Origin of the sequence: Nocardiopsis trehalosi NBRC 14201, assembly GCF_001552555.1 — a bacterium.
GTDB lineage: Bacteria > Actinomycetota > Actinomycetes > Streptosporangiales > Streptosporangiaceae > Nocardiopsis_B > Nocardiopsis_B trehalosi.
Window position 1 is genome coordinate 31,947 of record NZ_BCRK01000008.1, and the last position, 25,670, is coordinate 57,616.

Below are 25,670 nucleotides of genomic sequence, written 5' to 3' on the forward strand. Positions count from 1 at the left end.
CGCGGCGGATGTTCACCGCCGTTGCGGTGGGCCGACGTCGTCGCCGTCGAACCCGGATTTGCGGCTCCGGCCCAGGTAGATGGCCGCTGCGCCGCCGCCGACGGCGGCGAGCCCGGCGCCGACGAGGCCGAAGAGCGCCGACCCGGCGACGGGCAGGCTGCCGTCGGGGCGCGGCGGCGCGGTCCCGGGGGTCCAGGTGCCCTCGGTGGGCGTGCCCGCGGCCGACGGCGACGGGCTGGGCGCGGGGTCGGGGGTCGCGGGCGGGGACGACGGGCTGGGCGCGGCGTCGGAGGGGCTCGGCTCGGCGGGCTCGGAGCGGTCGGCGTCGGGGGTGAGCGTGGTGCCGGGCGAGGCGGCGGGGCCGCTGCTGTGCACCCCGGCGGAGGCGAGGTCGAGCCGGTACTCGGTGGTGCCGGTGCGCCGGCCCTGGGCGTCGACCTCGGCGGCCTCGAACCGCAGGGCGAGGCCGGCGGTGGCGGTGGTGGCGTGCGCGGCGCCCTCGGTGAGGGCGGCGGCGTGCTGCTCGACGCTGACCTCCAGGACCGCGGTGCCGCCGTTGTCGAGCGGGCGGCTGAAGGTGGCCTCGTAGGAGCCGTCGGCGAGGTCGGCGTCCTGGCCGAGGACGCGGAGCCCTTCGACGGTGATCTCGGCCTCGGCGCCGGAGCCCGCGGTCCACTCGGCGGTGGAGGCGGCGGCGTCGAGGGTGACGAGGTCGTCGGCGCCGAAGGCGTCGGCGACCGTGCCGCCGGGTTCGGCGACGGGCGCGCAGGAGGGGTCGAAGCGGAGGCCGGACACGGCGGCCGTCGACCGCAGCGCGGTGTCGCTGCGTTCGGCGGCGGCGTCGGCGGCGGCGGGCGGCGCGGTGAAGTGCTCGGCGCCGCCGACCCCCTGGTGGTCGTCGCCCCAGGTGGCGGTGTCGGCGTGGCCGGCGCGGTCGGTGTCGACGTCCCCGACGACCCCGTGCCCGCACCACTCCACCGCGGCGATGCGGCCCGTGGCGACGTGGGCGCCGCCGGTACCGGGCGCGGTGGGGTCGGCGGCGGCGGGGACCGCCACCGCCAAAGCTCCCGCCACCGCGCAGGCGCCCGCCACGGCGGCGAGGCGCCGCGCCGGACGGGGCGGACGGTACCGGGAGGGGGGACTCGGGGTCACGGCTGTCCTCTGTTGTGTCGAAGACCGCCGGCGGCGGACGCCGTGCGGAGGGGGGATTTCGACGCGGACCGATCGGAGCCGGGGGGTGTACTCGGACTCGAATCTATAATGCGCCTCCGCGCGCCGGGAAACACCGTCGAACCGGAAACCGCCCCCGTGAAGGGCCGTGATCCGGCATCGGGGACGGGAAGCGCAGGTCAGCACGGCCCGTACACGACGGACCGAAATCGGAACGGACCGCAACCGCAAACGGTTCCGGCCCGGCCGGTTCCGGCCAATCACCCCCGGACCGCCTCCCCACAACGGAATCGGAACCCCGCCCGCCGCCCGCGGACCCGACCGGCACGCAGCCCCCCATGCCCGATAAGGGAACGGCGCGCCGGGCATTTCCGGTCCCGACCCCATGCCCTCGGAGGAGCGACGAGGCCCGGGCTCGCCAGGCCAGGTCGGCCCCGGCCCAACCGGGCTATCCGGGGGGATGCCCCTCAGGAGGAACGCCGAGACGACTCGGCTCGGAGGAGCAGGGGCGGCCGACCGCACCGGGGCCCGGGGAAACGACGAGACGACCCGGGCTCGTAAGAGCGGGGTCGTCTCGGAGTGGAGTGGAGCTATGGGGATTCGAACCCCAGACCTCCTCCATGCCATGGAGGCGCGCTACCAACTGCGCCATAGCCCCGTGAACGCAGGGTCCAGTGTATCGGACGCGCGGGGGCGGCGCGGACCTGCGCGGACCCCGCCGGCCCCGCGGTCACCGGGCCGGGCGCCGCCGTCAGGCCGTCAGGCCGTCAGGCCGTCAGGCCGTCGCTCGGATCATCGGGCCCCGCTGCCCCCGGCGTGCTCAGTCGGCCCTCCCGCCCGCCGCGCGTCGGGCGCGGTGGGACAGGTCGGCGAAGGCGTCCCGCAGCGCGTCCGGGCCGACCACCTCGATATCGCCGTCGAAGCGCGCCAGTGTCGCCGCGAGGGCGGCCCAGGACCAGGAGCCCATGACCACCCGGGTCCGGGCCGGGCCGACCTCCTCGACGAGGGCGTCGGCGGCGAACGGCGCCACCCGCGCGGCCGGGAGGTCGAGCACCACCTCGCCGCGGCACGGCCAGGCGTCCACGCTCTCGGAGCCCTTGAACCGGGCCGACAGGAAGGCGGCGACGTCGCCCCCCGGCACCTCCCGGGGGACGAAGCGCGGCCCGTTGGGGACGCGGAGCGTCATCCGGTCGGCGCGGTGGATGCGCCACTCCCCGGCCTCCGGGTCCCAGCCGACGAGGTACCACCGCCCGCCCCGGACCACGAGGTGGTGGGGCTGCACCCGGCGCGGCGGCCGGAGGCCCCCGTCGTCCGGCCGGGTCGGCGACCGGTAGTCGAACCGCACCTCCTCCGCGGAGCGGATGGCGGCGCTCAGCGCGAGCAGCACGCCGGTGTCGGCCTGCGGGCCGCGCCCGCGCCCCGCCGCCTCGACGGCGGTGACCTCCAGGGCGTCGACGCGGCGCCGCAACCGGGCCGGTAGGACCTGGCGGACCGTCGCCAGCGCGCGGGCGGCGGCCTCTTCGATGCCCGCTCCCGTCCCCACCGCGATCCGCAGCGCCACGGCGAGCGCGACCGCCTGCTCGTCGTCGAACAGCAGGGGCGGCAGCTCGCTGCCGGCCGCGAGCCGGTACCCGCCGTCGGGCCCCTTGACCGCCGTGACGGGGTAGCCGAGCCCGCGCAGGCGGTCGACGTCGCGCCGCACCGTGCGTTCGCTCACGCCCAGCCGCTCGGCGAGCAGGTCGCCCGGCCAGTCGCGGCGGACCTGCAGCAGGGACAGCAGCGAGAGCAGGCGGGCGGAGGTCCCGGACGAGGACGTGGTCGGCATGGTCCCCAGGCTGCCACAGGTAGCGGACGATCCCTGTCCGGTACTGCTGCGAGAGTCGCTGTCGTCGCCGGAGACCTCCGGCGGACCAGACCACTGCTGTGAAGGACCGGACCACCATGTCGGTTAACGCTGTCGCCCACCTGAACTTCCACGGCCAGGCCCGCGCGGCCCTGGAGTTCTACCAGTCGGTCTTCGGCGGGCGCACCGCCATCGCCACCTACGGCGACTTCGGCATGCCCGCTGAGGCGCCCGGCGCCGCGAACGTGGTGTTCGGCGAGGTCGTCGCGGACAACGGCTTCCGGGTCATGGCCTACGACGTGCCCGGCCCGGACGCGCCGATCGTCCAGGGTGCCCCCACCACGCGCCGCGAGAACGGCGCCACGATCACCGAGGAGCCGTTCTTCCTCTCCGTCCGCGGCGAGACGGTGGAGGAGGTCGAGGCGCTGTGGAAGGGTCTCGCCGAGGGCGCGACGGTCATCGAGGAGTTCGGGCCGGCCCAGTGGGCGCCGGCCTTCGGGATGCTGACCGACCGCTTCGGCGTCACCTGGATTCTCGACGTCGCCGCCGAGTACACCCAGTCCTGACGCCCGACCGACCCCCCGCCCGGGGCGCGGCCCGGACCCGCCGCGCCCCGGCGGACCCACGGAGGAGGACCACCCCTCATGCGAATGCGTCCGCTCGGCCGCACCGGCATCAAGGTCAGCCCCTACACCCTGGGCACCATGCGCTTCGGGCGCGCCGGCAACCCCGACCACGAGGCGTGCGTGCGGATCATCCACCGCGCGCTGGACGCCGGGATCAACGTCATCGACACCGCCGACGTGTACAGCGGCGACGGCGAGTCCGAGCGGATCGTCGGGAAGGCGCTGCGCGGCCGCCGAAACGACGTCGTCGTCGCCACCAAGTTCAACGGCCCGATGGGCACGGACCCCAACCGGCGCGGCAACTCCCGCCGCTGGATCGTCTCCGCCGTCGAGGCGTCGCTGCGCCGCCTCGGCGTCGACCACATCGACCTCTACCAGATCCACCACCCCGACCCCGATACCGACATCGAGGAGACGCTGGGCGCCCTGACCGATCTGCTCGCCGCCGGCAAGGTGCGGGCCATCGGGCACTCCAACCTGCCGGCCGCCGAGATCGTGGAGGCCCAATGGGTGGCCGAGCGGCGCGGACTGGCCCGGTTCCGGACCGAGCAGCCGCACTACTCGATCCTCAACAGGGGAGCCGAACGCGACGTCTTCCCGGTCTGCCGCCGCTACGGTCTGGGCGCCCTGGTGTGGAGCCCGCTGGCGATGGGGCTGCTCACCGGGCGGTTCCGCCGGAGCGGCGGCGAGCCGGTCTCGGCCGACCACGTGCAGTGGGTCCCCCGGCACATGACCGATGAGCGCAAGCGCGACGCGGTCGAGGCCCTGCTGCCGGTCGCCGAGGAGGCCGGGCTCCCCCTGGCCCACCTCGCGCTGGCGTTCGCCATCGCCCATCCCGCGGTGACCTCGGCGATCATCGGGCCGCGCACCATGGAGCAGCTGGACGACCTGCTGGCCGGGGCCGGCACCGTCCTGGACGACGGCGTGCTCGACCGCATCGACGCCGTCGTCCCGCCGGGGACCGACCTCGGCCCGATCGACGTGGCCTACGTGCCGCCGCACGTCCAGGACGCGGACCTGCGCCGCCGCACCGCGGGCGACCGCGCAGCGGCGTGAGGCGCGTCGGCGCGGCGTGACCGCCCCGGAGCGCCCGGCTCCAGGGCCTCCGTCCGGTGCGGAAAGCGGAAGGGCGGCCCGGTGACCGGGCCGCCCTTCGCGGGACGACGCCCTTCCACCTCGTCGGCGGAGCGCTCTACGGCTCCGATGACGCGCGGACCCATCCGCTGCCCGCCGGAGACCACCCGAACACCGCGTCTCCCTTCGTGCTGGGAGAGCGGTTCGCGGACCTCGCCCTCGCGGACGGCGGGGCGGTGTCACACCGCGGCGGCCAGCCGACGTGCGATGCCGGTGGTGAGCCCGTCGGGACGCCCGTGCGTCGTGAGCACGAGCCGGAGCCGTCCGCCGTGGGTGAGGACGCCGAGGATGCGTTCATCGTCGACCTGGGTGGTCATCGTCGGTCCCCAGATCGCGGCGGCGGTGGACGTGTCCTCTCCCGAGACGCCGAGATTGGTGATCTCCAGGTCGGCTGACGTCGCGGCGAGCATCGCCGCCTCCGCCTCCGCGGCATCGCGGGGGTGGAGCGACGCGAGCATCGCGACGGCCTCTCGTGCGTGGTCGCGGGCGAACCGCAGCTGTGCGGTCGCGTCACGCGCCCGTGACCAGAGGCCGTCGTCCGCTGACGCACGGAACGTCACGGTGGTCGCGACGAAGCGGTTGACGAGGTCGTCGTCGAGGCCCGAGGAGCGGAGATCGATGGGTACGTTGATGCGGACCTGCTCTGCTCCCGGACGTTCGAGCAGTTCCAGCGCACCGGCCGCGCAGAGCGCGCCCTGCACCGTCGAGTCGTGCTCGCGTGCCGTGGTGCGAAGGCGTTCCGTGGTGAGCTGGTCCAGCTCGGCGATCTCGATGCCGGGTGCCGCGGCGTCGAACGGTCGGAGCGTTCCAGGTTCGGGCACCGGCTGTTCGGCCGACCCGTCGTCGACGGAGGGCGCCGCTGCCGGGGGCAGACGGTGCAGGAGATCCTCCTGCGCGTCCGGCACCGGGCGCGGGTGCAGCGTTCGGCCGGCGAGCAGGGCGAGCAGGTCGCGAGCCGCCCGCAGCGCTCCGCGTCCATCCGCGATCTGGTGGGAGAACGTCAGCAGCACGACCGACCCGTGCTTCCCGCCGTCGTCGGTGAGCAGCGTCGCCCGCGCCAGCGGGCTGCCGGCGGGGTCGATGGGGCGGGTCTGTTCGGTGGCGGCCTCGGTGCGCCAGTCGCCGCCCTCCACGTGCCTGACGGGGATGGTGGCGTCTGCGCGATGGAAGGCCGGACGTTCACCACCTCGGTCGATGCGGGCCGCCAGCAGCGGATGCGCGGCTTGCAGCTCGGCCAGCGCCTGCGTCAGTCGGCCAGGCGGAACGGACGAAGCCAGCTCGATGGCGAGCGAGAATTGCACCGGGTTGCGGGAGATGTACAGGTCGATGATGTGCTCGAACGCTCCGAGCGGACGCAGGATGGAGGATGCGTGGGACGTGTCGATGGGATTCTCCGTGTCGTCGTGAGGTGATGCGCGGCGGGGCCGGGCGGCCCACCGCCAGGCGAGCGGGTCGATCGGCCCCGCGCCGGCCTCGGCGGGCATGGGGTGCGGGCAGGCGAGGAGGCGCTCGGCAGAGAGTCCGGTCGGACGTCGTGGACCGGGTCGTGGGGCGGCTCGACCTCGTGCGGGCCCGCGACCACGGTGTCCACCCGGACCCGTTGCATCGAGAAGAAGTGTCGCGATGAGCCTGTGCTCGCCCCCGCTCGCGCGGAGACGGCGCACACACCGCGCCACCGGGTCCTCCCTGAATAGGGTCGCGGCAGCGTTCACGGTCGCGTCTCGTGCCGCGACGCGGTCTCGCCCGTCCTACCCCTCTCGCTTCTAATACAGTGTGCTACTGTTCCGCGGACAAACTATCACGGCGTACTAGAGACGGTGTGCGGAGACCTCCGGTCCCCGGCTTCGAGCTCGGCGTCTCCACCGCGGGCACGCGGTGGACGACGCGCACGTCCGACCGGCCCACAAGCCGTCCGACGCCCCCGACGCGGCCGCCGCGAACGGCGGTCGGCCGAGCACCTGCACCAGTCGCCGCAGCCGCGGCATACGAACGAGCAGGAGACACCATGCAGGAACGCCGCCACTGGGACACGCTGGCGAGCACGCTGACCCGATCGATCGAGGGGCGGGTGATCCAGCCCGCGGACGAGTCCTTCGAGTCGTCCGCCGCTCTATGGAGCGCGCACCCGACGCGGCGCCCGGCGCTCATCGCACAGGTGGCGAACGCCGCGGATGTGCGGCGCGTGCTGCGGAGCGTCCCCCTTGAGGTGCCGGTAAGCGTGCGCGGCCGAGGTCATGACTGGGCGGGCAGAGCGCACGCCGAGGGTGGCGTCACGCTCGATCTCTCCCGGATGCGCGGCGTCCAGATCGATGCGGACGCACGGACCGCCCGCGTGCAAGGCGGAGCGCGGCTGGACGATCTGATCGACGCCGCCGGCGAGCACGGTCTCGTCGCGGCGGTCGGCACCGTCAACGAGGTCGGCGTCACCGGGCTCACCCTCGGCGGAGGATACGGCCCCTATCTCGGCACCCTCGGTCTCGCCGCAGACGCCATCGTCTCGGCCGAGGTGGTACTGGCCGACGGGTCGATCACGACCGCGTCGGCGGAGGAGAACGCCGACCTCCTGTGGGCGCTCCGCGGCGCGGGCGGGAACTTCGGCGTCGTCACCTCGCTCGATATCGCACTGGCGGAGCTGCCCGGCATGCTCGCCGGTGTCATCGCGTTCAGCACCACCGAGCTGCGGCAGGTGCTCACCGCCCTCGACCGACTCCTCCCCACCGTCCCGGACCGGCTCGCGATCAGTCCCGCGATCGCCGGCGGTCCCGACGGCGGCCCGGCGCTGCTCCTGGCGGTGCACTGGAGCGGCGACGCGGATGAGGGCGCCCCGTGGGTGCGGGAGGTCGAACGGCTCGGGACGCCCCTCATGTCCACGGTCGGCCCGGCCACACCGGCACAAGCCCTCCACGCGCTCGACGGGATGTTCCCCGCGGGACGGCACTACACACTCCGCACCGCGTCCCTCACCCGCCTGACACCCGCTGTCGCCGAGGTGCTGGCGGACGGCGAGCGGCGCCGCACGTCGCCACTGAGCGCCGTGAACATCCATCACTTCCACGGGGCCGCCACCCGCGTCAGCGCCGACCACTCGGCGTGGGCGCTTCGGGAGCCGCACCTCATGGTCGAGGTCATCGCGGCCACCACGGATGCCGAGGGACACGACGAGCAGATCGCGTGGGCGGATCACCTGCTCGACGCGTTGCGACCGCTCGCCCTCTCCGCCGCCTACCCGAACCTCCTCGCACCCGGCGACGACGAACGCGCAGCGGGCGTCTACGGCGACAACCTCACCCGCCTGCACGCCGTGAAGCGCGACGTGGACCCGGCAGGCCGGTTCTCCGGCATTCCCATCGGGATCCGCGGCCGACTGTAGACGGCGGCGTCCGGAATGCCATGGATGTTCGGGATCGCGACGGCGGGCGGCGGACCCGCGGTCGCGCCGGAACGATCGATCTCCGGGTGGGTGGTCAGGGTGCCGTGGCGGGGCTCGGGGTTCCGGCCAGCGCGGACGTCACGGCGTGGACGGCGAGGCGGAGTGTCTCCGTTTCGGTCTCGACCCGCACCGCGTCAGCGGGTAGGGCGCGTTCCGTCATGAGGCCGGTGACCACTGTCATGAGGAACCGCGCCCGTTGCTCGATCGCGCCCGCGGGAATCGCGCCCTCTTCGACGAGAGTGGCCAACCATCGCTCGATGCGGTGGCGGCCCATGCGCTCGAGCGCGAGGTAGGTGGTGGTGTCGTCGTCGGAGGGAGCAGAAGCGACGTACGCGTCGTACACCGCCCCCCAGGCCCGTCGCGCACGGTCGCCGGTGCCCACTTGCGCGAGGAGCAGGCGCAGACCCGTGATGAGACGCTCGTTCGGCGTCCTCGTGTGGTCGTTGATCGGGTCGTCGGGAATGTCGACGTCGTAGAGCCCGGCGATCACCGTGTCGATGAGGGCCCGCTGCGTGGGAAAGAAGTGCCGCAACGAGCCCGTGCTCACCTGCGCGCGGGCGGCGACCGCGCGAACGCTCAAGCGCGCGGTCGGGTTCTCGCCGAGCATCGTCGCCGCGGCGATCAGGATCTTGTCACGCGTCCCCGGCTCCTTCGGCGCAGCGTCCATGGTGGCCCTCCTCCCGACAACCTTGTACCACCATCCGCTGCGGCCGGTGCGGGTCGCGGCCGATCGTGTCCGGTCCACGTACCGGCCCGGTGACGTCTACCGTCACTCGGTCTGCTCCGGCCGGCACTCCAAGCGCGCCGCCCGCGGCGCCCGTGCGACCAGGCCAACGCCCTCAACCGGGCCCAGAACGCCGACAAGGCCCGAACCCGGGCCAACGATTCCGTTGGCAGGGGTTCGAGCCTTGTGCGCCGGGTGGAGCTATGGGGATTCGAACCCCAGACCTCCTCCATGCCATGGAGGCGCGCTACCAACTGCGCCATAGCCCCGTGCGACACACCGACTCTACCGGATCGCGGCGGGTGCTCGCGCCGGACGCGGCCGCCCCTCCCCCCGCCACCCGCAATAAGCTGGGGGCGTGTCCTCATCGAAGCTCGAAATCCAGATGCTGCACGACCGGCTGCTCGTCCGCGAACTGCCGGAGAAGGGTGAGCGCCGCAGCAGCGGCGGCCTGGTCATCCCCGACACCGTGAAGATCGCCACCCGGCTGGTGTGGGGCGAGGTCTGCGGGGCGGGCACCGGCGTCCGGCACGTCAAGGCCGGCGACCGGGTCCTGTTCGACCCGGAGGACCAGAGCGAGGTCGAGCTGCACGCCGAGCGCTACCTGGTCCTGCGCGAGCGCGACGTGCACGCCGTCGCCAACGAGGCCCCCGAACGCGGGACCGGCCTGTACCTGTGATCCGCCCGGGCGTCCGCACCCCCTTGCGGGCGCCCGCCCCCACCAGCCCCAGGGGGTTCGCTCCCGGCCGCAGGGGGTGTCCTCCCAGGGATTCCGGGGGTCGTCCCCCGGGGGAAACGACCAGACGACCGCGCGAGGCGGACCAGCCCGGCACCAGCCACAGGGGGTGTCCTCCCGGGGGTCCGGGGGTTGTCCCCCGGGCAAAATGACGAGACGACCGCGCGAGGCGGCTCTGCCGCCGAGCACAGTCGTCCCGGAGTCGAGTGGAGCTATGGGGATTCGAACCCCAGACCTCCTCCATGCCATGGAGGCGCGCTACCAACTGCGCCATAGCCCCTGATGGGTGCCGTCCGGGCGGGGCCCAGCGACACCGCAACAATAGCGGAATCCGGCGGCGGCGTCGAAACGGTTTCCCGTGCGGACGCCCGTCCGCCGGCCCGGGGTCTAGCGGTCGTCGCCGAGCACGCGCTCCTCGGGGAGGCTGGCGGCGTTGTGTTCGAGCAGCCGCCAGCCGCCGGTGCGGTGCGGGCCGAGCACCGACCACGAGCAGTTGCCGAGCGGCCCGAGCGCCTGGCGCTGCTCGGGGAGCAGGCCGATCATGGCGTTGATCCCGGCGCGCAGGGCGGCGCCGTGCCCGACCACGACCAGCAGGCCGTGGTCGGGCACCCGGGGCAGCGCCCGGAGGATGGCGTCGCGCACGCGCTCGCCGACGGCGGAGAGGTCCTCGCCGTCGGGGATGTCCATGCGCGCGTTCTCCTCGGGCCAGCGCGCGCGGATCTCGCTGTTGGTCAGGCCCTCCCAGGAGCCGCCGAACCGCTCACGCAGGCCCTTGTCGTACTCGACGGTGAGCCCGGTGTGCTCGGCGAGGAACCCGGCGGTGTCGGCGGCCCGCCGCAGGTCCGACGCGACGATGGCGTCGGGGCGCAGGGTGGCGAGCAGCGCGGCGGCGCGCCGCGCCTGGGCCAGACCGGTGTCGTCGAGCGGGATGTCGGTCTGCCCCTGGAACCGCTTCTCGGCGTTCCAGGCCGTGCGCCCATGGCGCCAGCAGATCACACGGCGGGTCTCGTCGGGCTCGGGCACGGGCGGGTCTCCTGACCGGTGGGTGGGCTGGCGGTGCGGTGGGTCAGTCGGCGTCGTCGCGCCGGCGGCCCTTCGCGGATTCGGGGAGGGGGATCTCCGGGCAGTCCTTCCACAGCCGTTCGAGGCCGTAGTGCCCGCGCTCCTCCTCGTGCTGGATGTGCACGACGAACTCGACGTAGTCCAGCAGCACCCAGCGGCCGTCGCGTTCGCCCTCGCGGCGCACGGGCTTGGCGCCGGCGACGCGCAGCCGCTCCTCGACCTCGTCGACGATGGACCGCACCTGGCGGTCGTTGGGCGCGGAGCAGAGCAGGAACGCGTCGGTGATGACGAGCTGGTCGCTGACGTCGTAGGCGATGATCTCCTGCGCGAGTTTGTCGGCCGCCGCCTCGGCGGCGATGTTCACGAGCTCGACGGCCCGGTCCGTGGCGGTCACGATGTAGCGGATGCCTCCCGTGGGCCCCTACCCGGCGGATGCGTCGAGGTAGAGCCCGGTCTTGTTGATGTAGCGGACGATACCGTCGGGGACGAGGTACCAGATGGGTTCGCCCTTGCGGACGCGTTCCCGGCACTCGGTGGACGAGATGGCCAGGGCCGGAATCTCGACCAGGCTGACCTTCCCGTCGGGCAGACCGGAGTCGGTGAGCCGGTGGCCGGGACGGTTACAGCCTACGAAATGCGCGAGTTCGAAGAGTTCATCCACGTTGTGCCAGCTCAGGATAGCGCCCAGAGCGTCGGCACCGGTGATGAAGAACAGCTCCACCTCGGGCGGGTGGATGCGGCGGAGTTCGCGCAGCGTGTCGATGGTGTAGGTGGGCCCTTGGCGGTCGACCTCGATGCGGCTCACCCGGAACTGGGGGTTCTCCGCGGTCGCGATGACCGTCATGAGGTAGCGGTCCTCGGGCGGCGCGACCTTGTCGGGGTCCTTCTGGTAGGGCCGGCCGGTGGGGACGAAGACGACCTCGTCCAGCCGGAAGAGGTGGGCGACCTCGCTGGCCGCCACGAGGTGGCCGTGGTGGATCGGGTCGAAAGTGCCGCCCATGATCCCGACGCGCCGGGGGGTGCCGTCCGGTTGCTTCACCACTGCCACTCCGTTTCGTCCCGGATGCCGGGTTCTCTCCGGCACCGCCGAGGGTAACCGACCGGCCCGGCCGCCCCCTCACCCCGTACCCGCGCGGCGCGGAAAAATCGCGTCATATCTCGAAGCCCGAAACCGTGGCGCCGCGTACGACCGCCGCATAGCATGCCGACATGGCCACCAACTCACCTGAGCGCGCACGCGTCCGACTCGACGACATCAGTTCCCGGGCCTACGAGCATCCGGCCGACCGCGGGGCGCTGGTCGCGCTCCGGTCGCTGCGCGGCTTCGACGAGGTCTTCAAGCGGCTCTCGGGCATGTTCAACGAGCGCGCCCTCCGCCTCATGTTCCTGTCCAGCGCCGTGCGGGTGAACGAGCGGCAGTTCCCCGAGGTGTACAACTACGTCCGCGACGCCGCCTACGTCCTGGACCTCAAGGAGGTGCCCGAGCTCTACATCCAGATGAACCCGCGGCCCAACGCCATGGCCATCGGCAGCCACAAGCCGTTCATGGTCATGACCACCGGCCTGTTCGACCTGCTCGACCCCGAAGAGCAGCGGTTCGTCGTCGGCCACGAGGTCGGCCACATCCTGTCGGGCCACGCCGTGTACCGGACGATGCTGCTCGCCCTCATCCGGCTCGCCGCGCGGGTCGCCTGGATCCCGCTGGGCTACATCGGGATCCGCGCGATCGTCACGGCGCTGGAGGAGTGGTACCGCAAGTCCGAGCTGTCCTGCGACCGCGCGGGCGTGCTCGCCGCGCAGAACCCCGAGGCCGCCAAGCGCGCCCTGATGAAGCTGGCCGGCGGCTCGCGCCTGGCCGAGATGAACCCCGACGCGTTCCTGGAGCAGGCCCGCGAGTACGACCGCGGCGGCGACGCCCGCGACAGCCTGATCAAGCTGCTCAGCCTGATGGGCCAGACCCACCCGTTCGCGGTCATCCGCATGGCCGAGCTGCACCGGTGGATCGAGGACGGCTCCTACCAGCGCATCATCAACGGCGACTACCCCCGCCGTTCCACCGACCGCGACGCGAACGTGGGCCAGGAGGCCCGCAACGCCGCCAACTCCTACCGCGAGTCCTGGGCCCGCAGCGAGGACCCCCTAGTCGGCACCCTGCGCGACGTCGCCGGCAGCGCGGCGAACGCGGGCGGCCGGCTGTTCGACACGGTCGCCGACCGGTGGAAGAACGGGCCGCGCAACGGCGGAAGCGCCTCCTGACCGCCCCCGCCGTCCCCGCCGCACGGGCCCCGGCCGACGCCGGGGCCCGCACCGGGGCGGCCGGGGTCACCGCTTGACGGCCACCCCGCCCGTCATGAACCGGGCCGCGATCGAGCCGCTGTCGCGGACGATGCCGTCGGGCCGCCACAGCGGCAGCGGCACGATGCCCGGGGGCAGCAGCTCCAGGCCGTCGAAGAACGCCTCCAGTTCCTCGGGCGTGCGCACCCGCCCGGTGCCGAGCTGGCTGAGCAGGACCTTCTCCAGCTCCACGCTCTCGGGCGCGTCGCCCAGCCGGGTGAAGTTGGTGATGAAGAAGTAGGAGCCCGGGGCCACCGCGTCGCGCAGGGTCGCGACGATGCCGTTCGGGTCCTCCTCGTCGAGCAGGTGGTGCAGGATGCCCACGAGCATCACGCACACCGGGGCGTCGAAGTCGATGTGCGCGCGCACGTCGGGGTGGTCGAGGACCTCCCGCGGGCGGCGGATGTCGGCGGTGACCACGGCGGTGTCGGGGTTGTCGGCCAGGATGGCGTGCCCGTGCACCAGCACCAGCGGGTCAATGTCGACGTAGACCACCTTGGCGCCCGGGGCGGCCTCCTGCGCCACCTCGTGGGTGTTGCGGGCGGTCGGCAGCCCCGATCCCAGGTCGAGGAACTGGGTGATGCCCTGCTCGGCGGCGAGGTGGCGCACGACGCGGTGCAGCATCGCGCGGTTGTGGAGCGCGATCTGCTTCAGCTCGGGCATGACCGCGAGGCTGGCCTCGGCCACCTGGCGGTCGATCGCGTAGTTGTCCTTGCCGTCGAGCATCACGTCGTAGACCCGCGCGGCGGTGGGCACGCCCAGGTCGAGCGCCGCGCCGCCTTCGGCGTGCGGGGGCCGGCTGAGGTCGTCGGGCATAGGGGGCTCCTCGAACGCTGAAATACCGGAAACATCGGCATCGTAGCGTTTTCGATCACCGGGCGCCGCCCCCGTGCCGCCGCCCTCGGCCGGCCCTTCCGCGTCAGCGGATGTGGCCGTCTCCGGTCACCACGTACTTGGTCGACGTCATCTCCGGCAGGCCCATGGGGCCGCGCGCGTGCAGCTTCTGAGTGGAGATGCCGATCTCGGCGCCGAACCCGAACTCGCCGCCGTCGGTGAACCGGGTGGAGGCGTTCACCATGACCGCGGCGGAGTCGACCCGGGCCACGAACCGGCGGGCGGCCGACTGGGAGTCGGTGACGATGGCCTCGGTGTGCGAGGTGGAGTAGGCGCGGATGTGCGCGACCGCCTCGTCCAGCGACGCCACGACCTTCACGGCGAGGTCCAGGGAGAGGTACTCGTCGGTCCAGTCGGCCTCGGTGGCGGGCACCGCGGCCGGAACGGCGGCGCGCACCCGGTCGTCGCCGTGCAGGGTGACGCCCAGTTCGGCGCAGGAGGCGGCCAGGCGGGGCAGGAACGCGTCGGCCACCGCCTCGTGGACGAGCAGGGTCTCGGCGGTGTTGCAGGTGGAGCAGCGGTGGGTCTTGGAGTTGACCGTGATGGCGAGCGCCTTGTCGAGGTCGGCCGCCGCGTCGACGTAGACGTGGCAGTTGCCCTCGCCGGTCTCGATGACGGGCACGGTGGAGTCGCGCACCACCGCCTGGATGAGCGACGCGCCGCCGCGCGGGATGAGGACGTCGACCAGGCCGCGCGCCCGCATGAGCGCCTGGGCGGAGGCGCGCGTGGTGCCGGGCACGAGCTGCACGGCGTCGGCGGGGACCTCGGTCTTGCCCAGCGCCGCGCGCAGCACCTCGACGATGCGGGTGTTGGAGGAGTACGCGGAGGACGATCCGCGCAGCAGCGCCGCGTTGCCGCTCTTGAGGCAGAGCGCCGCGGCGTCGACGGTGACGTTGGGCCGGCCCTCGTAGATGATGCCGATGACCCCGAGCGGCACCCGGATCTGGCGCAGCTCCAGCCCGTTGGGCAGCACGCCGCCGCGCAGGACCTCGCCGACCGGGTCGGGCAGGTCGGCGATGGCGCGCACGGCGTCGGCGATGGCGGCGACGCGGTCGGGGGTGAGCGTGAGCCGGTCGATCATCGCCGCGCTCTCGCCGCCCTCGCGGGCGCGGGCGACGTCCTCGGCGTTGGCGGCGACGATGGCCTCGGTCTCGCGGACCAGGGCGTCGGCCATGGCCAGCAGGGCGTCGTCCTTGGCCGCGCGGGTCAGCGGCGCGAGGTCGGCCGCGGCGTCCTTGGCCCGTTCCGCGACGGCACGGACCTCGCGCTCGATGTCACTCATGGTGGTTCACTTTCCGGTTGCGCCAGGGGTGGGAGGGGTCTTCAGCTTACGAGGTCGGGGTGTGGTCGGCGGCGGGGCGGCTCCGGCCGCCCCGCCCCCCGATTGTCCTGCGGGATTGCATGATCGGGATTAGCGGTCACGGGATTTCCGGTTTCCGGGACAGTGCGGTGGTCCCGGCTGTACGGTGTCCGCGCCAGGTTGCTCGTCGAGGGCGTAGGTGGTGTGGATGTCCGCGTGTCCGAACGGCGGAGAGCACGATTGGGTGCTCGGGACCGACCGTAAGTTCCACTGCTCCAAGTGCGGGGCGGAGAGCGCCCGCAGACTGTAGAGGGTGCCGCCGGACGACGGCATGGACACCCCGCCCGGCGCGCGCGTCAGGCGGGGTGCACCGTTCCCTCGGCCACGGTCGCGCCGTCGGCGCTCGCCCGCCAGGTGACCGGGCCGCCGACCTCGTCGGCGACCCCCTGCGCCCACCGCCGCAGCGGCGCGAACCGGTCCGGCCCCGGCTGGAGCACCGTGCGCCCCCGGTACACCACGGCGCCCAGGGCGGCCACCTCGCCGCCGTGCAGCAGCTCGGTGTCGAACTCGTGCGTGGTCGGCCTCATCCCGCCAGCCTAACCGGCCGGGCGGCCGCGCAGCGTGCCCGACGCGCGGCGCGCTACGGCCGTGCGCCGTCGAGGAGCACCAGGTCGTCGCGGTGCACGATCTCGCGCTCGTACTCCGGGCCCATCTCGCGCGCCAGCCACCGGGTGGACCGGCCCATGAGGTCGGGGATCTCCCCGGCGTCGTAGTTGACCAGGCCCCGGGCGACGATCGCGCCGTCCTCCGACCGCAGGTCCACCGGGTCGCCCGCCGTGAAGTCGCCCTCCACCTTGACCACCCCGGCGGGCAGCAGCGACGCGTGCTCGGCCACCACCGCCCGCACCGCCCCCGGGTCGAGCACCACGCTCCCCCGCCCCGCGGTGGCGTGCGCCAGCCAGAGCTGCCGCGTGGACGGCCGCCGCCCCGCCTGCGCCGCGAACAGGGTGCCCACGTGCCCGCCCGCCAGCGCGGCCCGCGCGTTGGCGGCCGAGGTCAGCACGGTCGGCACCCCCGCCTGCGTGGCGATCCGGGCGGAGTCGACCTTGGTCACCATGCCGCCGGTGCCGACCCCGCGCCGCCCCGCTCCCCCGATGTCGATGCCGCCCAGGTCGCGCGGGTCGGCGACCCGGGGCACGCGGCGCGTCCCCGGCCGCGCCGGGTCGCCGTCGTAGAGGGCGTCGACGTCGGACAGCAGCAGCAGCGCGTCGGCGCGCAGCAGGTGCGCCACCAGCGCGGCGAGCCGGTCGTTGTCGCCGAACCGGATCTCGTGGGTGGCGACGGTGTCGTTCTCGTTGACGATCGGCATGGCCCCGATGTCGAGCAGCCGGCGCAGCGCCCGCCGGGCGTTGCGGTGCTGCACCCGCCGCATCAGGTCCTCGACCGTCAGCAGCACCTGGGCGGCGGTCAGCCCGTGCGCGGCGAACGCGGCGGTGTACTGGGCGACGAGCAGGCCCTGGCCGACGCTGGCGGCCGCCTGCTGGGTGGCGAGGTCGCGCGGGCGCGCCGCCAGGCCCATGGGGCCCAGGCCGGCGGCCACCGCGCCCGACGACACCAGCACCACCTCGGCGCCCGCCGCGCGCCGCTCCGCGAGCACGTCCGCGAGGTCGCGGATGCGCTCGCGGTCGATGTGCCCGTCCGGCAGGGTCAGCGACGACGACCCCACCTTCACGACGATGCGGCGGGCCCGGCCGAACCCGGCGCGCTCGGCGGCCTCGCGCCGGTCCCCCTGCTCCTGCCGCTGCTCTTGCCCCTGCTGTACTTCCTGGTCGGACGGTGCGCTGTGCACGTCGCTGCTCTCCGTGGTCCCTCGTACGATCGGCGGCCGGGCCCGCGGGCCCCCCGCGCGGCGTCAGCCCAGCCGGGAGTCGGTGCCGCGCGGGCCGATCGGGATGTGCCCGGCGTCGATGGAGGGGTCCCAGTCGAACACCACGGAGTCGTCCTCGGCGCCGATGTAGACCTCGGCGCCCTCGGTCGCGCCGGCCTTGGCCAGCGCCTCCTCGATGCCGAGCCGGTTGAGGCGGTCGGCGAGGTAGCCCACCGCCTCCTCGTTGGCGAAGTCGGTCTGGCGCACCCACCGGGCGGGCTTGTCGCCGCGCACCCGGAACGTGTTGTCGCCGAGGGCGACGACCTCGAACGGGGTCTCGCCGAGCTCGCGCGGGCGCAGCACCACACGGGTGGGCTCGGGCACGGGGCGGGCCGCGCGCGCGGCGTCGACCAGCTCGCCCATGGCGAACGCCAGCTCGCGCAGGCCCTCGCGGGTGGCGGCCGACACCGCGACGACCTTCAGGCCCCGCTCGTGCAGCATGGGCGTGACGAACTCGGCGAGTTCGCGGCCGTCGGGCACGTCGACCTTGTTCAGGACGACGATCCGCGGCCGGTCGGACAGGTCGACCCCGGTGCGCGCCCCGTAGGCGGCCAGCTCGGCCTCGATCGCGTCGAGGTCGCTGATGGGGTCGCGGCCCTGCTCGTAGGTCGCGCAGTCGAGCACGTGCACCAGCGTGGAGCAGCGCTCCACGTGCCGCAGGAACGCGAGCCCGAGCCCGCGGCCCTCACTGGCGCCGGGGATGAGGCCCGGGACGTCGGCCACCACGTACTGGACCGCGCCGGCCTCGACCACGCCCAGGTTGGGCACCAGCGTGGTGAACGGGTAGTCGGCGATCTTGGGCCGCGCCGCCGACAGCGCGGCGATCAGCGAGGACTTGCCGGCGCTGGGGAACCCGACCAGCCCGGCGTCGGCGATGGTCTTGATCTCCATGCGGACGTCGAGGGACTCCCCCTCCTCGCCCTTGAGGGCGAACCCCGGCGCCTTGCGCTTGGCGGAGGCCAGGGCGGCGTTGCCCAGCCCGCCGCTGCCGCCGCGCGCGATCACCAGCCGGGTGCCCGCGCCGACCAGGTCGGCGATCGGCTCGCCGTCGGGGGTGGTCACGACCGTGCCGTCGGGGACCGGCAGCACCAGGTCGTCGCCGTTGGCGCCGGAGCGGTGGCCGCCCTGCCCCGGGGTGCCGTTGCGCGCCTTGCGGTGCGGACGGCGCTGGTAGTCGAGCAGCGTGGCCGCCTGCGGGTCGACCTCCAGGACGACGTCGCCGCCCCGGCCGCCGTTGCCGCCGTCGGGGCCGCCCAGCGGCTTGAACTTCTCACGGTGGATGGAGGCACACCCGTGCCCGCCGTCACCCGCCTTGATGTGCAGGACGGCTTCGTCGACGAAGTCCGGCATGTCTCCACTCCCCGTGGCCTAGAGCCTGTGCCCAGCGTATGCGCCCGAACGCGCGCGAGGCGGGCCAGATGACGTCATCTGGCCCGCCCCGGAGTCGTGCCGACGACTAGGCGCTCGGAACGATGTTGACGGCCTTGCGGCCGCGACGGTTGCCGAACTGCACCTGGCCCGCGACGAGCGCGAACAGGGTGTCGTCACCACCGCGGCCGACGTTGTCGCCCGGGTGGAAGTGCGTGCCGCGCTGGCGGACGAGGATCTCGCCGGCCTTGACGGTCTGGCCGCCGAAGCGCTTGACGCCGAGGCGCTGCGCGTTGGAGTCGCGCCCGTTACGGCTGGACGACGCGCCCTTCTTGTGTGCCATGTCGAGCCCTCCCCTACTTCGCGGCGATGCCGGTGACGCGCACCTGGGTGTACTTCTGGCGGTGACCCTGGCGCTTCTTGTAACCGGTCTTGTTCTTGTACTTCAGGATGTTGATCTTCGGGCCCTTGGTCTCGCCGATGACCTCGGCGGTGACCTGGTAGCCGCTCAGCTCCGTGGTGTCGCTGATGACCTTGCCGTCGTTGACGACAAGCAGCGGCTCCCACGTCAGCGTCGAACCGGCCTCGTCGGAGACCCTGTCGATGTCCAAGACGTCATCGACAGCCACCTTCTCCTGTCGGCCGCCCGCTCGCACGATCGCGTACACCGGGGAACTCTCTTCCTGCTCGTGGACCATCCCCGCGGGGCGGGGATCGGAATGCGCTCAAAATCGACCGTCGACCCGTTCGCCCGCCGTGGGGCCACCGGATCGGTAGCAGGTCTCGGGCGCGCGAACATTGGGGGCGCGCCGACGCACCGACCATTAGGTTACCACCCGCTGGTCGGCGCCCGGCACGCCCGCATATCAGCCCGCTTCGACCACGGCCGACTCCGGCGCCGCCGCCTTGGTGCGGCGGGTACGGCGCCGGCGCGGCCGCTGCTCGGCCCCCGACTCGGCGTCGGCGCCCTCGGCCGGGGCGGTGTCGGCGTCGCCGGACTCCGCCGCGGCGTCCGCGGCGGCCGGCGCCTCGGCGGCGGGGGCGGCCTTCTTCCGCGACGCCCGCTTGGCGGGCGCCTTGCGGGTCTTGGCCGGGGCCGCGGCGGGCTCGGCACCCTCCGCGGCGGCCGGCTCGGCGGTCTCGGCCGCCGCCCCGGTCGCCTCGCCCGCGGTGTCCGCGGGCGCCGGACCGGACTCGGCCTGCTCCTCGCCCTTGGCGGCGGCGTCGTCGGCCTTGGCCGACTTGTCCTCGCCCTTGGGCTTGTCGTCCTTGGCCTTGTCGTCGCCCTTGTCGGCGCGGCCCTTCTTCTTCTTGCCGCCGCCGCTGCCGCTCTGGCCGCCGTTGCCGCCGCCCCGGGCCTCGACGGGCTCGGTGGAGATGACCAGGCCGCGGCCGCCGCAGTGCTCGCAGGTGTGCGAGAACGCCTCCAGCAGGCCCTGCCCGACGCGCTTGCGGGTCATCTGCACCAACCCGAGCGAGGTGACCTCGGCGACCTGGTGCTTGGTGCGGTCGCGCGACAGGCACTCCAGCATCCGGCGCAGCACGAGGTCGCGGTTGCTCTCCAGCACCATGTCGATGAAGTCGATCACGATGATGCCGCCGATGTCGCGCAACCGCAGCTGGCGGACGATCTCCTCGGCCGCCTCCAGGTTGTTCTTGGTGACGGTCTCCTCGAGGTTGCCGCCCTGACCGGTGAACTTGCCGGTGTTGACGTCGACCACGGTCATGGCCTCGGTGCGGTCGATGACCAGGGAGCCGCCGCTGGGCAGCCACACCTTGCGGTCCAGCGCCTTGGCGATCTGCTCGTCGATCCGGTACGCCTCGAACACGTCGCGGTCGCCGGTCCAGTGCGAGACCCGCTCGGCCAGGTTCGGCGCGACGTAGTCGACGTACTCGCGCACGGTCTCCCAGGCGTCGCCGCCGGCCACCACCAGGCTGGAGAAGTCCTCGTTGAAGACGTCGCGCACGACCTTGACCGTGAGGTCGGGCTCGCTGTTGAGCAGCGCGGGCGCCGTGGCCGACTTGGACTTGCGCTTGATGGACTCCCACTGCGCGGCCAGGCGCGAGATGTCGCGCTCCAGCTCCTCCTCGCTCGCCCCCTCGGCGGCGGTGCGCACGATGACGCCGGCGTTCTCCGGCATCACCTTCTTCAGGATCTGCTTCAGCCGGGCGCGCTCCTTGTCCGGGAGCTTCCGGCTGATCCCGGTCATGGAGCCGTCGGGCACGTACACCAGGTAGCGGCCGGGGAGGCTGATCTGGCTGGTCAGCCGGGCGCCCTTGTGGCCGAGCGGGTCCTTGGTGACCTGCACGAGCACCGACTGGCCCGACTTCAGCACCGACTCGATCCGCTTGGGCTGGCCCTCCAGCCCGGACGCGTCCCAGTTGACCTCGCCCGCGTAGAGGACGGCGTTGCGGCCCTTGCCGATGTCGACGAACGCGGCCTCCATCGACGGCAGCACGTTCTGCACGCGGCCCAGGTAGACGTTGCCGACGTAGGACTTGTGGGTGGCGCGGTCGACGTAGTGCTCGACGAGGACGTCGTCCTCCAGCACCGCGATCTGGGTGCGCTCGCCGGTCCGGCGGATCACCAGGTCGCGCTTGACAGCCTCGCGCCGGGCCAGGAACTCGGACTCGGTGATGATGGGCGTGCGGCGGCGGCCCTGCTCGCGGCCCTCGCGGCGGCGCTGCTTCTTGGCCTCCAGGCGGGTGGAGCCCCGGACCGCCTGGACCTCGTCCTCGATCGGCTTCTCGGCGCGGGGCTCGCGCACCCGCACCACCGTGTTGGGCGGGTCGTCCTGGGCGGGCGCGTCGTCGTCGCCGCCCGAGCGGCGCCGGCGGCGGCGGCGCCGGCGGCTGCCGCCGGACTCGCCGTCGTCGGTGTCGGTGTCGGCGGCGTCGCGGGCCTCCGGCTCGGGCTCCGCCACCTCGGCGGCGGGCTCGGTGTCGGTGTCGTCCTCGCCGATGCGGGACTTGCCCCGGCCGCGGCCGCCGCGGCGCCGGCGGCGGCGCGACGGGCGGTCGTCGTCGTCGGAGTCGTCGTCGTGGGCGGCGTCGGCCTCGGTGTCGGTGTCGGTGTCGACGTCGTCGTCGGCCATGCCGGAGTAGACGTCGTCGTCGTCGGCGGTGTCGTCGTCGGAGTCGTCGTCGTGGGCGGCGCCGTTGCCCGCGGCGGGGGTGATGGGCGCGACGGGCGGCTGGAACACCACCATCGGCGGCTGGAACGCCACGCCCGGCGCCGTCGCGGGCTCCGCGGCCGGCTCCTCGGCGGTGGGCGCGGGGGCGGCGTCGTCGGCGGCCGGCGGCTCCGCCGCGGGGGCCGCGGCGCGGCGCGCACGGGTGCGCTTGGGCTTGTCGTCGGCGGAGGAGGCGGCGGCGGTGGTGCGGCGCGCGCGGGTCCGCTTGGGCTTCTCCTCGGCGGCGGGCTCGGGCGCGGCGGCCTCCACCGCGGGCTCCGCCTCGGCCGGGACGGACTCGACGGGCGGCGCGGCCTCGACCGCGCCCGCGAGCGTGGTCAGCGGTCCGTCGGCGACGGGCGCGGGGTCGGGCTCGGGCGGCGGACCGGCCGAACGGGACGCCCCGCTGCGCCGGCCGGTGGGCCCGCTCACGCGGACCTCACCGTCCTGCGGCGGCGCGAAGGTGGTGGTGCGGCCGGTCTCCGAGGTTTCAGTTGTACCCGCGGTGCCGTCGGCACCGCTGTTGGGCTCGTTGTCGAGCATCCGGGCGGTCTCCCGTCAGAGTCCCCGGGCGCGGCACCGGCGCGAGGCCGCGGCCGCTGCGCGCGAGGACTGTCGTCGCTGTGTCGGCGCCGGAAGCGGTGTGCCCGCCGCCGGCGCAAAGTCGTCATGAGTCGCCCACCCCCGAAGGAGGTCACGCATGCGGTGAACTCCGTGTGGGCGAGGACGGCCGCGGTGGTCCCGCGCGTCCGTCCGGATCGGCCTGGTCATCCGCTGCCAGCGGATCGGCGATCGCGTCGGACGCCTCGTCGAGCGGCCCCTGCGCCAGCCGGGTCATCACCGGTGATGACGGCGGCGCGAGGCCGGCCACCTGACGAAGGCCGGTCACCACGTCGTCCGGTCGAACGGCAGGTGTCGTGTGCCGGACGACCATCCGAAGTATGGCATATGTCTCGTCTTGCTCTGTTGTGCCGCGCCCGTCGACCCGCATGCGCAGGACCGCCGCGCGGGCGTCGAAGCGGCGTCGGCCCTTCTTGGTGAGCCGCTCCACTTCCACGGCGTCGGCCGCGAGGAACGCGGCCACCGCCTGCTCGGCGTCGTCGGGGGCGACGCCGTGCATGTCCACCTGCCACTCCGATGCTTCCAGGCGGTCGGCGAGACCGCCCGGCGACGCTCCGACGACCTCGACCACGTCGAGCCCGTCGGGCATGGCCGCGTCGAGCCGGGCACGCACCTGCCCGGGGTCGCGGGGTTCGGCCAGGGTGAGTTCGAAGTACTCCGCCTCGCTCGCCACCCCCGTGGGGGCGGCGCCGGTGTAGGAGATCTTCGGGTGCGGCGTGAACCCCGCGGAGAACGCGACGGGCACCTCGGCCCGGCGCAGCGCCCGCTCCAGCGCGCGTGCGATGTCGCGATGGCTCGCGAACCGCATCCGGCCGCGCTTGGCGTAGCGGACGCGCAACCGCTGGCCCGGGTGTCCGGTGGAGGGCGAGGTGGTGCCCTCGGGTGCGGGGGGCAGCGCTACTCCTTTCCTCGATGTCTCCCGTGGTGGGAGGAGATTCCTCCCTGAGACCCCCACCTGGGAGATTCACGTCTTACCTCAGCGTACGGTGTGCGCCGGGGAGCGCGCGCCACCGGCCCGGGGTCAAGGCCGCTCCGGCCCGCGGAGCGGACGGTTCGGCGGATGACCGGATGTCGCCGCGCCCGGTCGCCGGACGCACACGTATGTGCTGTTCCCGCCGGGGCACCGGTTGAAAAGCGTTGGCGGCCGCGGATCGCGGAGAGCCCCGCCGCGGCCCTCCCGGACCCGTCGGACGCTGACCTGGGCCTCCGGCCGGGGCCGAAAAAAATCCCGGGAATCCGCGCCGGCGTGCAAACCTCCCCGCCCCCTGGCCCGTCTTAGTACACGTATGGCCCGGCGCGAGCGGGGCGCCGGGCCATACCTCGTTCTCTCCCGGGTCTCCCCGGACCGCGCGGCGCCGATCCCCCTCCGGGTCGATCGCGTCCCGCTCAGACCACGGTCAGCGGCAGGGATTTCCGCCCCTCACCCGGTCCGATCTGGATTTCGGTACCCATGCTCGGGCACACGCCGCAGTCGTAGCAGGGGTTCCACCGGCAGTCGTCGACCTCGACCGACTCGTCGCCGTGCAGCGCGTCCTGCCAGTCCTGCCAGAGCCAGCCGCGGTCGAGCCCGGCGTCGAGGTGGTCCCAGGGCAGCACCTCGTCCTCGGCGCGCTCGCGCACGGTGAACCAGTCGAGGTCGACCGGGGTGTCCGCGAACACGGCCTCGGCGGCGCCGGCCCAGCGGTCGTAGGAGAAGTGCTCGCTCCACCCGTCGAACCGGCCGCCGTCGCGCCAGACCCGCTCGACGACGGCGCCGACGCGGCGGTCGCCGCGCGACAGCAGCCCCTCGATGACCGAGGGCCGCCCCTCGTGGTAGCGCAGGCCGATGGACTTGCCGTAGCGCCGGTCGGCGCGCAGCGTGTCGCGGAGCCGGCGCAGCCGGGCGTCGACCACCTCGGCCGACGTCTGGCCGGCCCACTGGAACGGGGTCTGCGGCTTGGGCACGAACCCGCCGATGGAGACGGTGCAGCGGATGTCGGACCGGCCGGTGACCTCGCGGCCGGTGCGGATGACCTCGCGGGCGAGGTCGGCGATGGCCAGCACGTCGTCGTCGGTCTCGGTGGGCAGCCCGCACATGAAGTAGAGCTTCACCTGGCGCCAGCCGGCGGCGTAGGCGGCGGTGACGGTGCGGATGAGGTCGGCCTCGGTGACCATCTTGTTGATCACCCGCCGCATGCGCTCGCTGCCGCCCTCGGGGGCGAAGGTGAGCCCGGAGCGGCGGCCGTTGCGGGTCAGCTCGTTGGCGAGGTCGATGTTGAAGGCGTCGACCCGGGTGGAGGGCAGCGACAGCCCGGTGTTGGTGCCCTCGTAGCGGTCGGCCAGGCCCTTGGCGATGGCGCCGATCTCGCTGTGGTCGGCGCTGGACAGCGACAGCAGGCCGACCTCCTGGAACCCCGAGGACTTCACCCCCTGCTCGACCATGCGGGTGACGGTCTCGAAGCCGCGCTCGCGCACCGGGCGGGTGATCATCCCGGCCTGGCAGAACCGGCAGCCGCGGGTGCAGCCGCGGAAGATCTCGACGCTGTAGCGCTCGTGGACCGACTCGGCCAGCGGCACGATGGGGTTCTTCGGGTACGGCCACTGGTCGAGGTCCATGACCGTGTGCTTCTGCACGGTCCACGGCACACCGGGCCGGTTGGGCGTGTAGCGCTCGATACGGCCGTCGGGCAGGTAGGTGACGTCGTAGAACCGCGGGACGTACACGCCGCCGCCGGCCGCCAGGCGCAGCAGCAGGCCGTCGCGGCCGTCGGGGCGCCCCTCGCGCTTCCACTCGCGGATGATCTCGGAGATCGCGAGCGCGATCTCCTCGCCGTCGCCCAGCACGACCGCGTCGAGGTGGTCGGCGATCGGCTCGGGGTTGAACGCGGAGTGCCCGCCGGCGAGCACCACCGGGTGGTCTTCGCCGCGGTCGGCCGAGCGCAGCGGGATGCCGGCGAGGTCGAGCGCGGTGAACAGGTTGGTGTAGCCCATCTCGCTGGCGAAGCTGACGCCGAGCACGTCGAACGCGCCGACGGGGCGGTGGGCGTCGACCGTGAACTGGGGCACGCCGTGCTCGCGCATGAGCCGTTCGAGGTCGGGCCAGACCGCGTAGGTGCGCTCGGCGAGAACGCCCTCGCGCTCGTTGAGCACCTCGTACAGGATCTGGATGCCCTGGTTGGGCACGCCGACCTCGTAGGCGTCCGGGTACATCAGCGCCCAGCGCACCTCGGCCGCGTCCCAGTCGCCGACGACGGAGTTCAGCTCTCCGCCGACGTACTGGACGGGTTTCTGCACCCGCGGGAGCAGCGCCTCCAGTCGCGGGAACACGCTTTCGATGGGCATGTGGGGT

The 25,670-nt window shown here is 73.6% G+C and carries 22 protein-coding genes and 3 tRNA genes; 5 read left to right on the forward strand and 20 right to left on the reverse strand.

The genetic code is table 11. The features are described 5' to 3' along the window. Positions 1-12: 12 nt before the first annotated feature. The 3 genes from NT8_RS02730 to NT8_RS02740 all read right to left on the reverse strand — a co-directional run bounded on the left by NT8_RS02730 (position 13) and on the right by NT8_RS02740 (position 2,995). Entirely contained in the window at positions 13-1,152 is a 1,140-nt protein-coding gene (locus NT8_RS02730) for a hypothetical protein (protein ID WP_157515467.1), read from the reverse strand. A gap of 603 nt (positions 1,153-1,755) precedes the next feature. Next, a tRNA-Ala gene (locus tag NT8_RS02735) sits at positions 1,756-1,828 on the reverse strand. 162 nt (positions 1,829-1,990) lie between these two features. Next, positions 1,991-2,995, reverse strand: a complete 1,005-nt coding sequence (locus NT8_RS02740; RefSeq protein ID WP_067963882.1) for a helix-turn-helix transcriptional regulator — start codon at positions 2,993-2,995, stop codon at positions 1,991-1,993. 116 nt (positions 2,996-3,111) lie between these two features. Here NT8_RS02740 and NT8_RS02745 point away from each other — a divergent pair, with 116 nt between their 5' ends. Together NT8_RS02745 and NT8_RS02750 are read left to right on the forward strand one after the other, a co-directional pair. Next, the gene (locus NT8_RS02745; RefSeq protein WP_067963943.1) at positions 3,112-3,579 is read left to right on the forward strand and encodes a VOC family protein; all 468 of its coding nucleotides are present in this window, start codon (positions 3,112-3,114) and stop codon (positions 3,577-3,579) included. A gap of 78 nt (positions 3,580-3,657) precedes the next feature. Continuing rightward, positions 3,658-4,695 (forward strand): aldo/keto reductase, encoded by a 1,038-nt coding sequence (locus tag NT8_RS02750; RefSeq protein WP_067963883.1) that lies wholly within the window; start codon positions 3,658-3,660, stop codon positions 4,693-4,695. 257 nt (positions 4,696-4,952) lie between these two features. On the opposite strand, the gene NT8_RS02755 is transcribed toward NT8_RS02750, so the two are convergent. Then, a complete protein-coding gene (locus NT8_RS02755) occupies positions 4,953-6,257 on the reverse strand; it encodes a hypothetical protein (protein WP_067963886.1) in 1,305 nt (434 codons plus the stop codon). Between the two features lie 521 nt (positions 6,258-6,778). Between NT8_RS02755 and NT8_RS02760 the strand changes: the two genes are divergently transcribed. Then, positions 6,779-8,143: an FAD-binding oxidoreductase gene (locus NT8_RS02760; protein ID WP_084468593.1), complete on the forward strand. Its 1,365-nt coding sequence runs from the start codon at positions 6,779-6,781 to the stop codon at positions 8,141-8,143. Positions 8,144-8,237: 94 nt separating this feature from the next. On the opposite strand, the gene NT8_RS02765 is transcribed toward NT8_RS02760, so the two are convergent. Both NT8_RS02765 and NT8_RS02770 read right to left on the reverse strand, forming a co-directional pair. After that, positions 8,238-8,870: a TetR/AcrR family transcriptional regulator gene (locus NT8_RS02765; RefSeq protein WP_067963890.1), complete on the reverse strand. Its 633-nt coding sequence runs from the start codon at positions 8,868-8,870 to the stop codon at positions 8,238-8,240. Between the two features lie 253 nt (positions 8,871-9,123). Further along, positions 9,124-9,196, reverse strand: a tRNA-Ala gene (locus NT8_RS02770). A 116-nt stretch (positions 9,197-9,312) separates the two neighbouring features. Here NT8_RS02770 and NT8_RS02775 point away from each other — a divergent pair. Beyond that, positions 9,313-9,606, forward strand: coding sequence for a GroES family chaperonin (locus NT8_RS02775; protein WP_067963892.1), 294 nt, complete (start codon positions 9,313-9,315; stop codon positions 9,604-9,606). 264 nt (positions 9,607-9,870) lie between these two features. Here the strand turns inward: NT8_RS02775 and NT8_RS02780 are convergent. The 4 genes from NT8_RS02780 to nadD all read right to left on the reverse strand — a co-directional run bounded on the left by NT8_RS02780 (position 9,871) and on the right by nadD (position 11,725). After that, positions 9,871-9,943 (reverse strand) — tRNA-Ala (locus NT8_RS02780). Between the two features lie 107 nt (positions 9,944-10,050). Beyond that, the gene (locus NT8_RS02785; protein WP_067963945.1) at positions 10,051-10,659 is read right to left on the reverse strand and encodes a histidine phosphatase family protein; all 609 of its coding nucleotides are present in this window, start codon (positions 10,657-10,659) and stop codon (positions 10,051-10,053) included. 70 nt (positions 10,660-10,729) lie between these two features. Next, positions 10,730-11,119, reverse strand: a complete 390-nt coding sequence (rsfS, locus tag NT8_RS02790; RefSeq protein WP_067963895.1) for a ribosome silencing factor — start codon at positions 11,117-11,119, stop codon at positions 10,730-10,732. Positions 11,120-11,146: 27 nt separating this feature from the next. Continuing rightward, entirely contained in the window at positions 11,147-11,725 is a 579-nt protein-coding gene (gene nadD / locus NT8_RS02795; protein ID WP_217999049.1) for a nicotinate-nucleotide adenylyltransferase, read from the reverse strand. A gap of 209 nt (positions 11,726-11,934) precedes the next feature. Here nadD and NT8_RS02800 point away from each other — a divergent pair, with 209 nt between their 5' ends. After that, entirely contained in the window at positions 11,935-12,981 is a 1,047-nt protein-coding gene (locus NT8_RS02800; RefSeq protein WP_067963899.1) for a M48 family metallopeptidase, read from the forward strand. Between the two features lie 66 nt (positions 12,982-13,047). Here the strand turns inward: NT8_RS02800 and NT8_RS02805 are convergent, their stop codons facing one another. The 10 genes from NT8_RS02805 to NT8_RS02850 all read right to left on the reverse strand — a co-directional run bounded on the left by NT8_RS02805 (position 13,048) and on the right by NT8_RS02850 (position 25,663). Beyond that, complete coding sequence (locus NT8_RS02805; protein WP_067963901.1) at positions 13,048-13,875, reverse strand: SAM-dependent methyltransferase; 828 nt, start codon at positions 13,873-13,875, stop codon at positions 13,048-13,050. Between the two features lie 103 nt (positions 13,876-13,978). Further along, positions 13,979-15,235, reverse strand: coding sequence for a glutamate-5-semialdehyde dehydrogenase (locus tag NT8_RS02810; RefSeq protein ID WP_067963902.1), 1,257 nt, complete (start codon positions 15,233-15,235; stop codon positions 13,979-13,981). 374 nt (positions 15,236-15,609) lie between these two features. Then, positions 15,610-15,840 carry a hypothetical protein gene (locus NT8_RS02815; RefSeq protein ID WP_067963904.1) on the reverse strand — a complete coding sequence of 77 codons (231 nt, stop codon included), beginning with the start codon at positions 15,838-15,840 and terminating at the stop codon, positions 15,610-15,612. Between the two features lie 53 nt (positions 15,841-15,893). Continuing rightward, on the reverse strand, positions 15,894-17,102 hold the full coding sequence (gene proB / locus NT8_RS02820) for a glutamate 5-kinase (protein WP_067963907.1): 1,209 nt from the start codon (positions 17,100-17,102) through the stop codon (positions 15,894-15,896). Between the two features lie 63 nt (positions 17,103-17,165). Beyond that, positions 17,166-18,530: a GTPase ObgE gene (gene obgE, locus NT8_RS02825; protein ID WP_067963909.1), complete on the reverse strand. Its 1,365-nt coding sequence runs from the start codon at positions 18,528-18,530 to the stop codon at positions 17,166-17,168. 106 nt (positions 18,531-18,636) lie between these two features. Then, positions 18,637-18,891 (reverse strand): 50S ribosomal protein L27, encoded by a 255-nt coding sequence (gene rpmA / locus NT8_RS02830; RefSeq protein ID WP_067963911.1) that lies wholly within the window; start codon positions 18,889-18,891, stop codon positions 18,637-18,639. 13 nt (positions 18,892-18,904) lie between these two features. Next, positions 18,905-19,216, reverse strand: coding sequence for a 50S ribosomal protein L21 (rplU, locus tag NT8_RS02835; protein WP_067963913.1), 312 nt, complete (start codon positions 19,214-19,216; stop codon positions 18,905-18,907). Between the two features lie 198 nt (positions 19,217-19,414). Continuing rightward, positions 19,415-22,264, reverse strand: a complete 2,850-nt coding sequence (locus tag NT8_RS02840; RefSeq protein WP_067963915.1) for an Rne/Rng family ribonuclease — start codon at positions 22,262-22,264, stop codon at positions 19,415-19,417. 151 nt (positions 22,265-22,415) lie between these two features. Continuing rightward, positions 22,416-23,150: a TIGR03936 family radical SAM-associated protein gene (locus tag NT8_RS02845; protein ID WP_067963917.1), complete on the reverse strand. Its 735-nt coding sequence runs from the start codon at positions 23,148-23,150 to the stop codon at positions 22,416-22,418. Between the two features lie 578 nt (positions 23,151-23,728). After that, a complete protein-coding gene (locus NT8_RS02850) occupies positions 23,729-25,663 on the reverse strand; it encodes a TIGR03960 family B12-binding radical SAM protein (protein ID WP_067963919.1) in 1,935 nt (644 codons plus the stop codon). Between the last annotated feature and the right edge of the window lie 7 nt (positions 25,664-25,670).

Excerpts from the sequence above, each read along its gene's own strand:
- NT8_RS02810 (WP_067963902.1), bottom strand. The coding sequence starts at position 15,235 with ATGAGTGACATCGAGCGCGAGGTCCGTGCCGTCGCGGAACGGGCCAAG.
- nadD (WP_217999049.1), bottom strand. The coding sequence starts at position 11,725 with ATGGGCGGCACTTTCGACCCGATCCACCACGGCCACCTCGTGGCGGCC.
- NT8_RS02765 (WP_067963890.1), bottom strand. The coding sequence starts at position 8,870 with ATGGACGCTGCGCCGAAGGAGCCGGGGACGCGTGACAAGATCCTGATC.
- NT8_RS02745 (WP_067963943.1), top strand. The coding sequence starts at position 3,112 with ATGTCGGTTAACGCTGTCGCCCACCTGAACTTCCACGGCCAGGCCCGC.
- NT8_RS02800 (WP_067963899.1), top strand. The coding sequence starts at position 11,935 with ATGGCCACCAACTCACCTGAGCGCGCACGCGTCCGACTCGACGACATC.
- rpmA (WP_067963911.1), bottom strand. The coding sequence starts at position 18,891 with ATGGCACACAAGAAGGGCGCGTCGTCCAGCCGTAACGGGCGCGACTCC.
- NT8_RS02805 (WP_067963901.1), bottom strand. The coding sequence starts at position 13,875 with ATGCCCGACGACCTCAGCCGGCCCCCGCACGCCGAAGGCGGCGCGGCG.
- NT8_RS02740 (WP_067963882.1), bottom strand. The coding sequence starts at position 2,995 with ATGCCGACCACGTCCTCGTCCGGGACCTCCGCCCGCCTGCTCTCGCTG.
- NT8_RS02840 (WP_067963915.1), bottom strand. The coding sequence starts at position 22,264 with ATGCTCGACAACGAGCCCAACAGCGGTGCCGACGGCACCGCGGGTACA.
- NT8_RS02755 (WP_067963886.1), bottom strand. The coding sequence starts at position 6,257 with ATGCCCGCCGAGGCCGGCGCGGGGCCGATCGACCCGCTCGCCTGGCGG.
- NT8_RS02815 (WP_067963904.1), bottom strand. The coding sequence starts at position 15,840 with ATGAGGCCGACCACGCACGAGTTCGACACCGAGCTGCTGCACGGCGGC.
- NT8_RS02750 (WP_067963883.1), top strand. The coding sequence starts at position 3,658 with ATGCGAATGCGTCCGCTCGGCCGCACCGGCATCAAGGTCAGCCCCTAC.
- NT8_RS02845 (WP_067963917.1), bottom strand. The coding sequence starts at position 23,150 with ATGCGGTTCGCGAGCCATCGCGACATCGCACGCGCGCTGGAGCGGGCG.
- NT8_RS02850 (WP_067963919.1), bottom strand. The coding sequence starts at position 25,663 with ATGCCCATCGAAAGCGTGTTCCCGCGACTGGAGGCGCTGCTCCCGCGG.
- NT8_RS02760 (WP_084468593.1), top strand. The coding sequence starts at position 6,779 with ATGCAGGAACGCCGCCACTGGGACACGCTGGCGAGCACGCTGACCCGA.
- obgE (WP_067963909.1), bottom strand. The coding sequence starts at position 18,530 with ATGCCGGACTTCGTCGACGAAGCCGTCCTGCACATCAAGGCGGGTGAC.
- NT8_RS02775 (WP_067963892.1), top strand. The coding sequence starts at position 9,313 with ATGCTGCACGACCGGCTGCTCGTCCGCGAACTGCCGGAGAAGGGTGAG.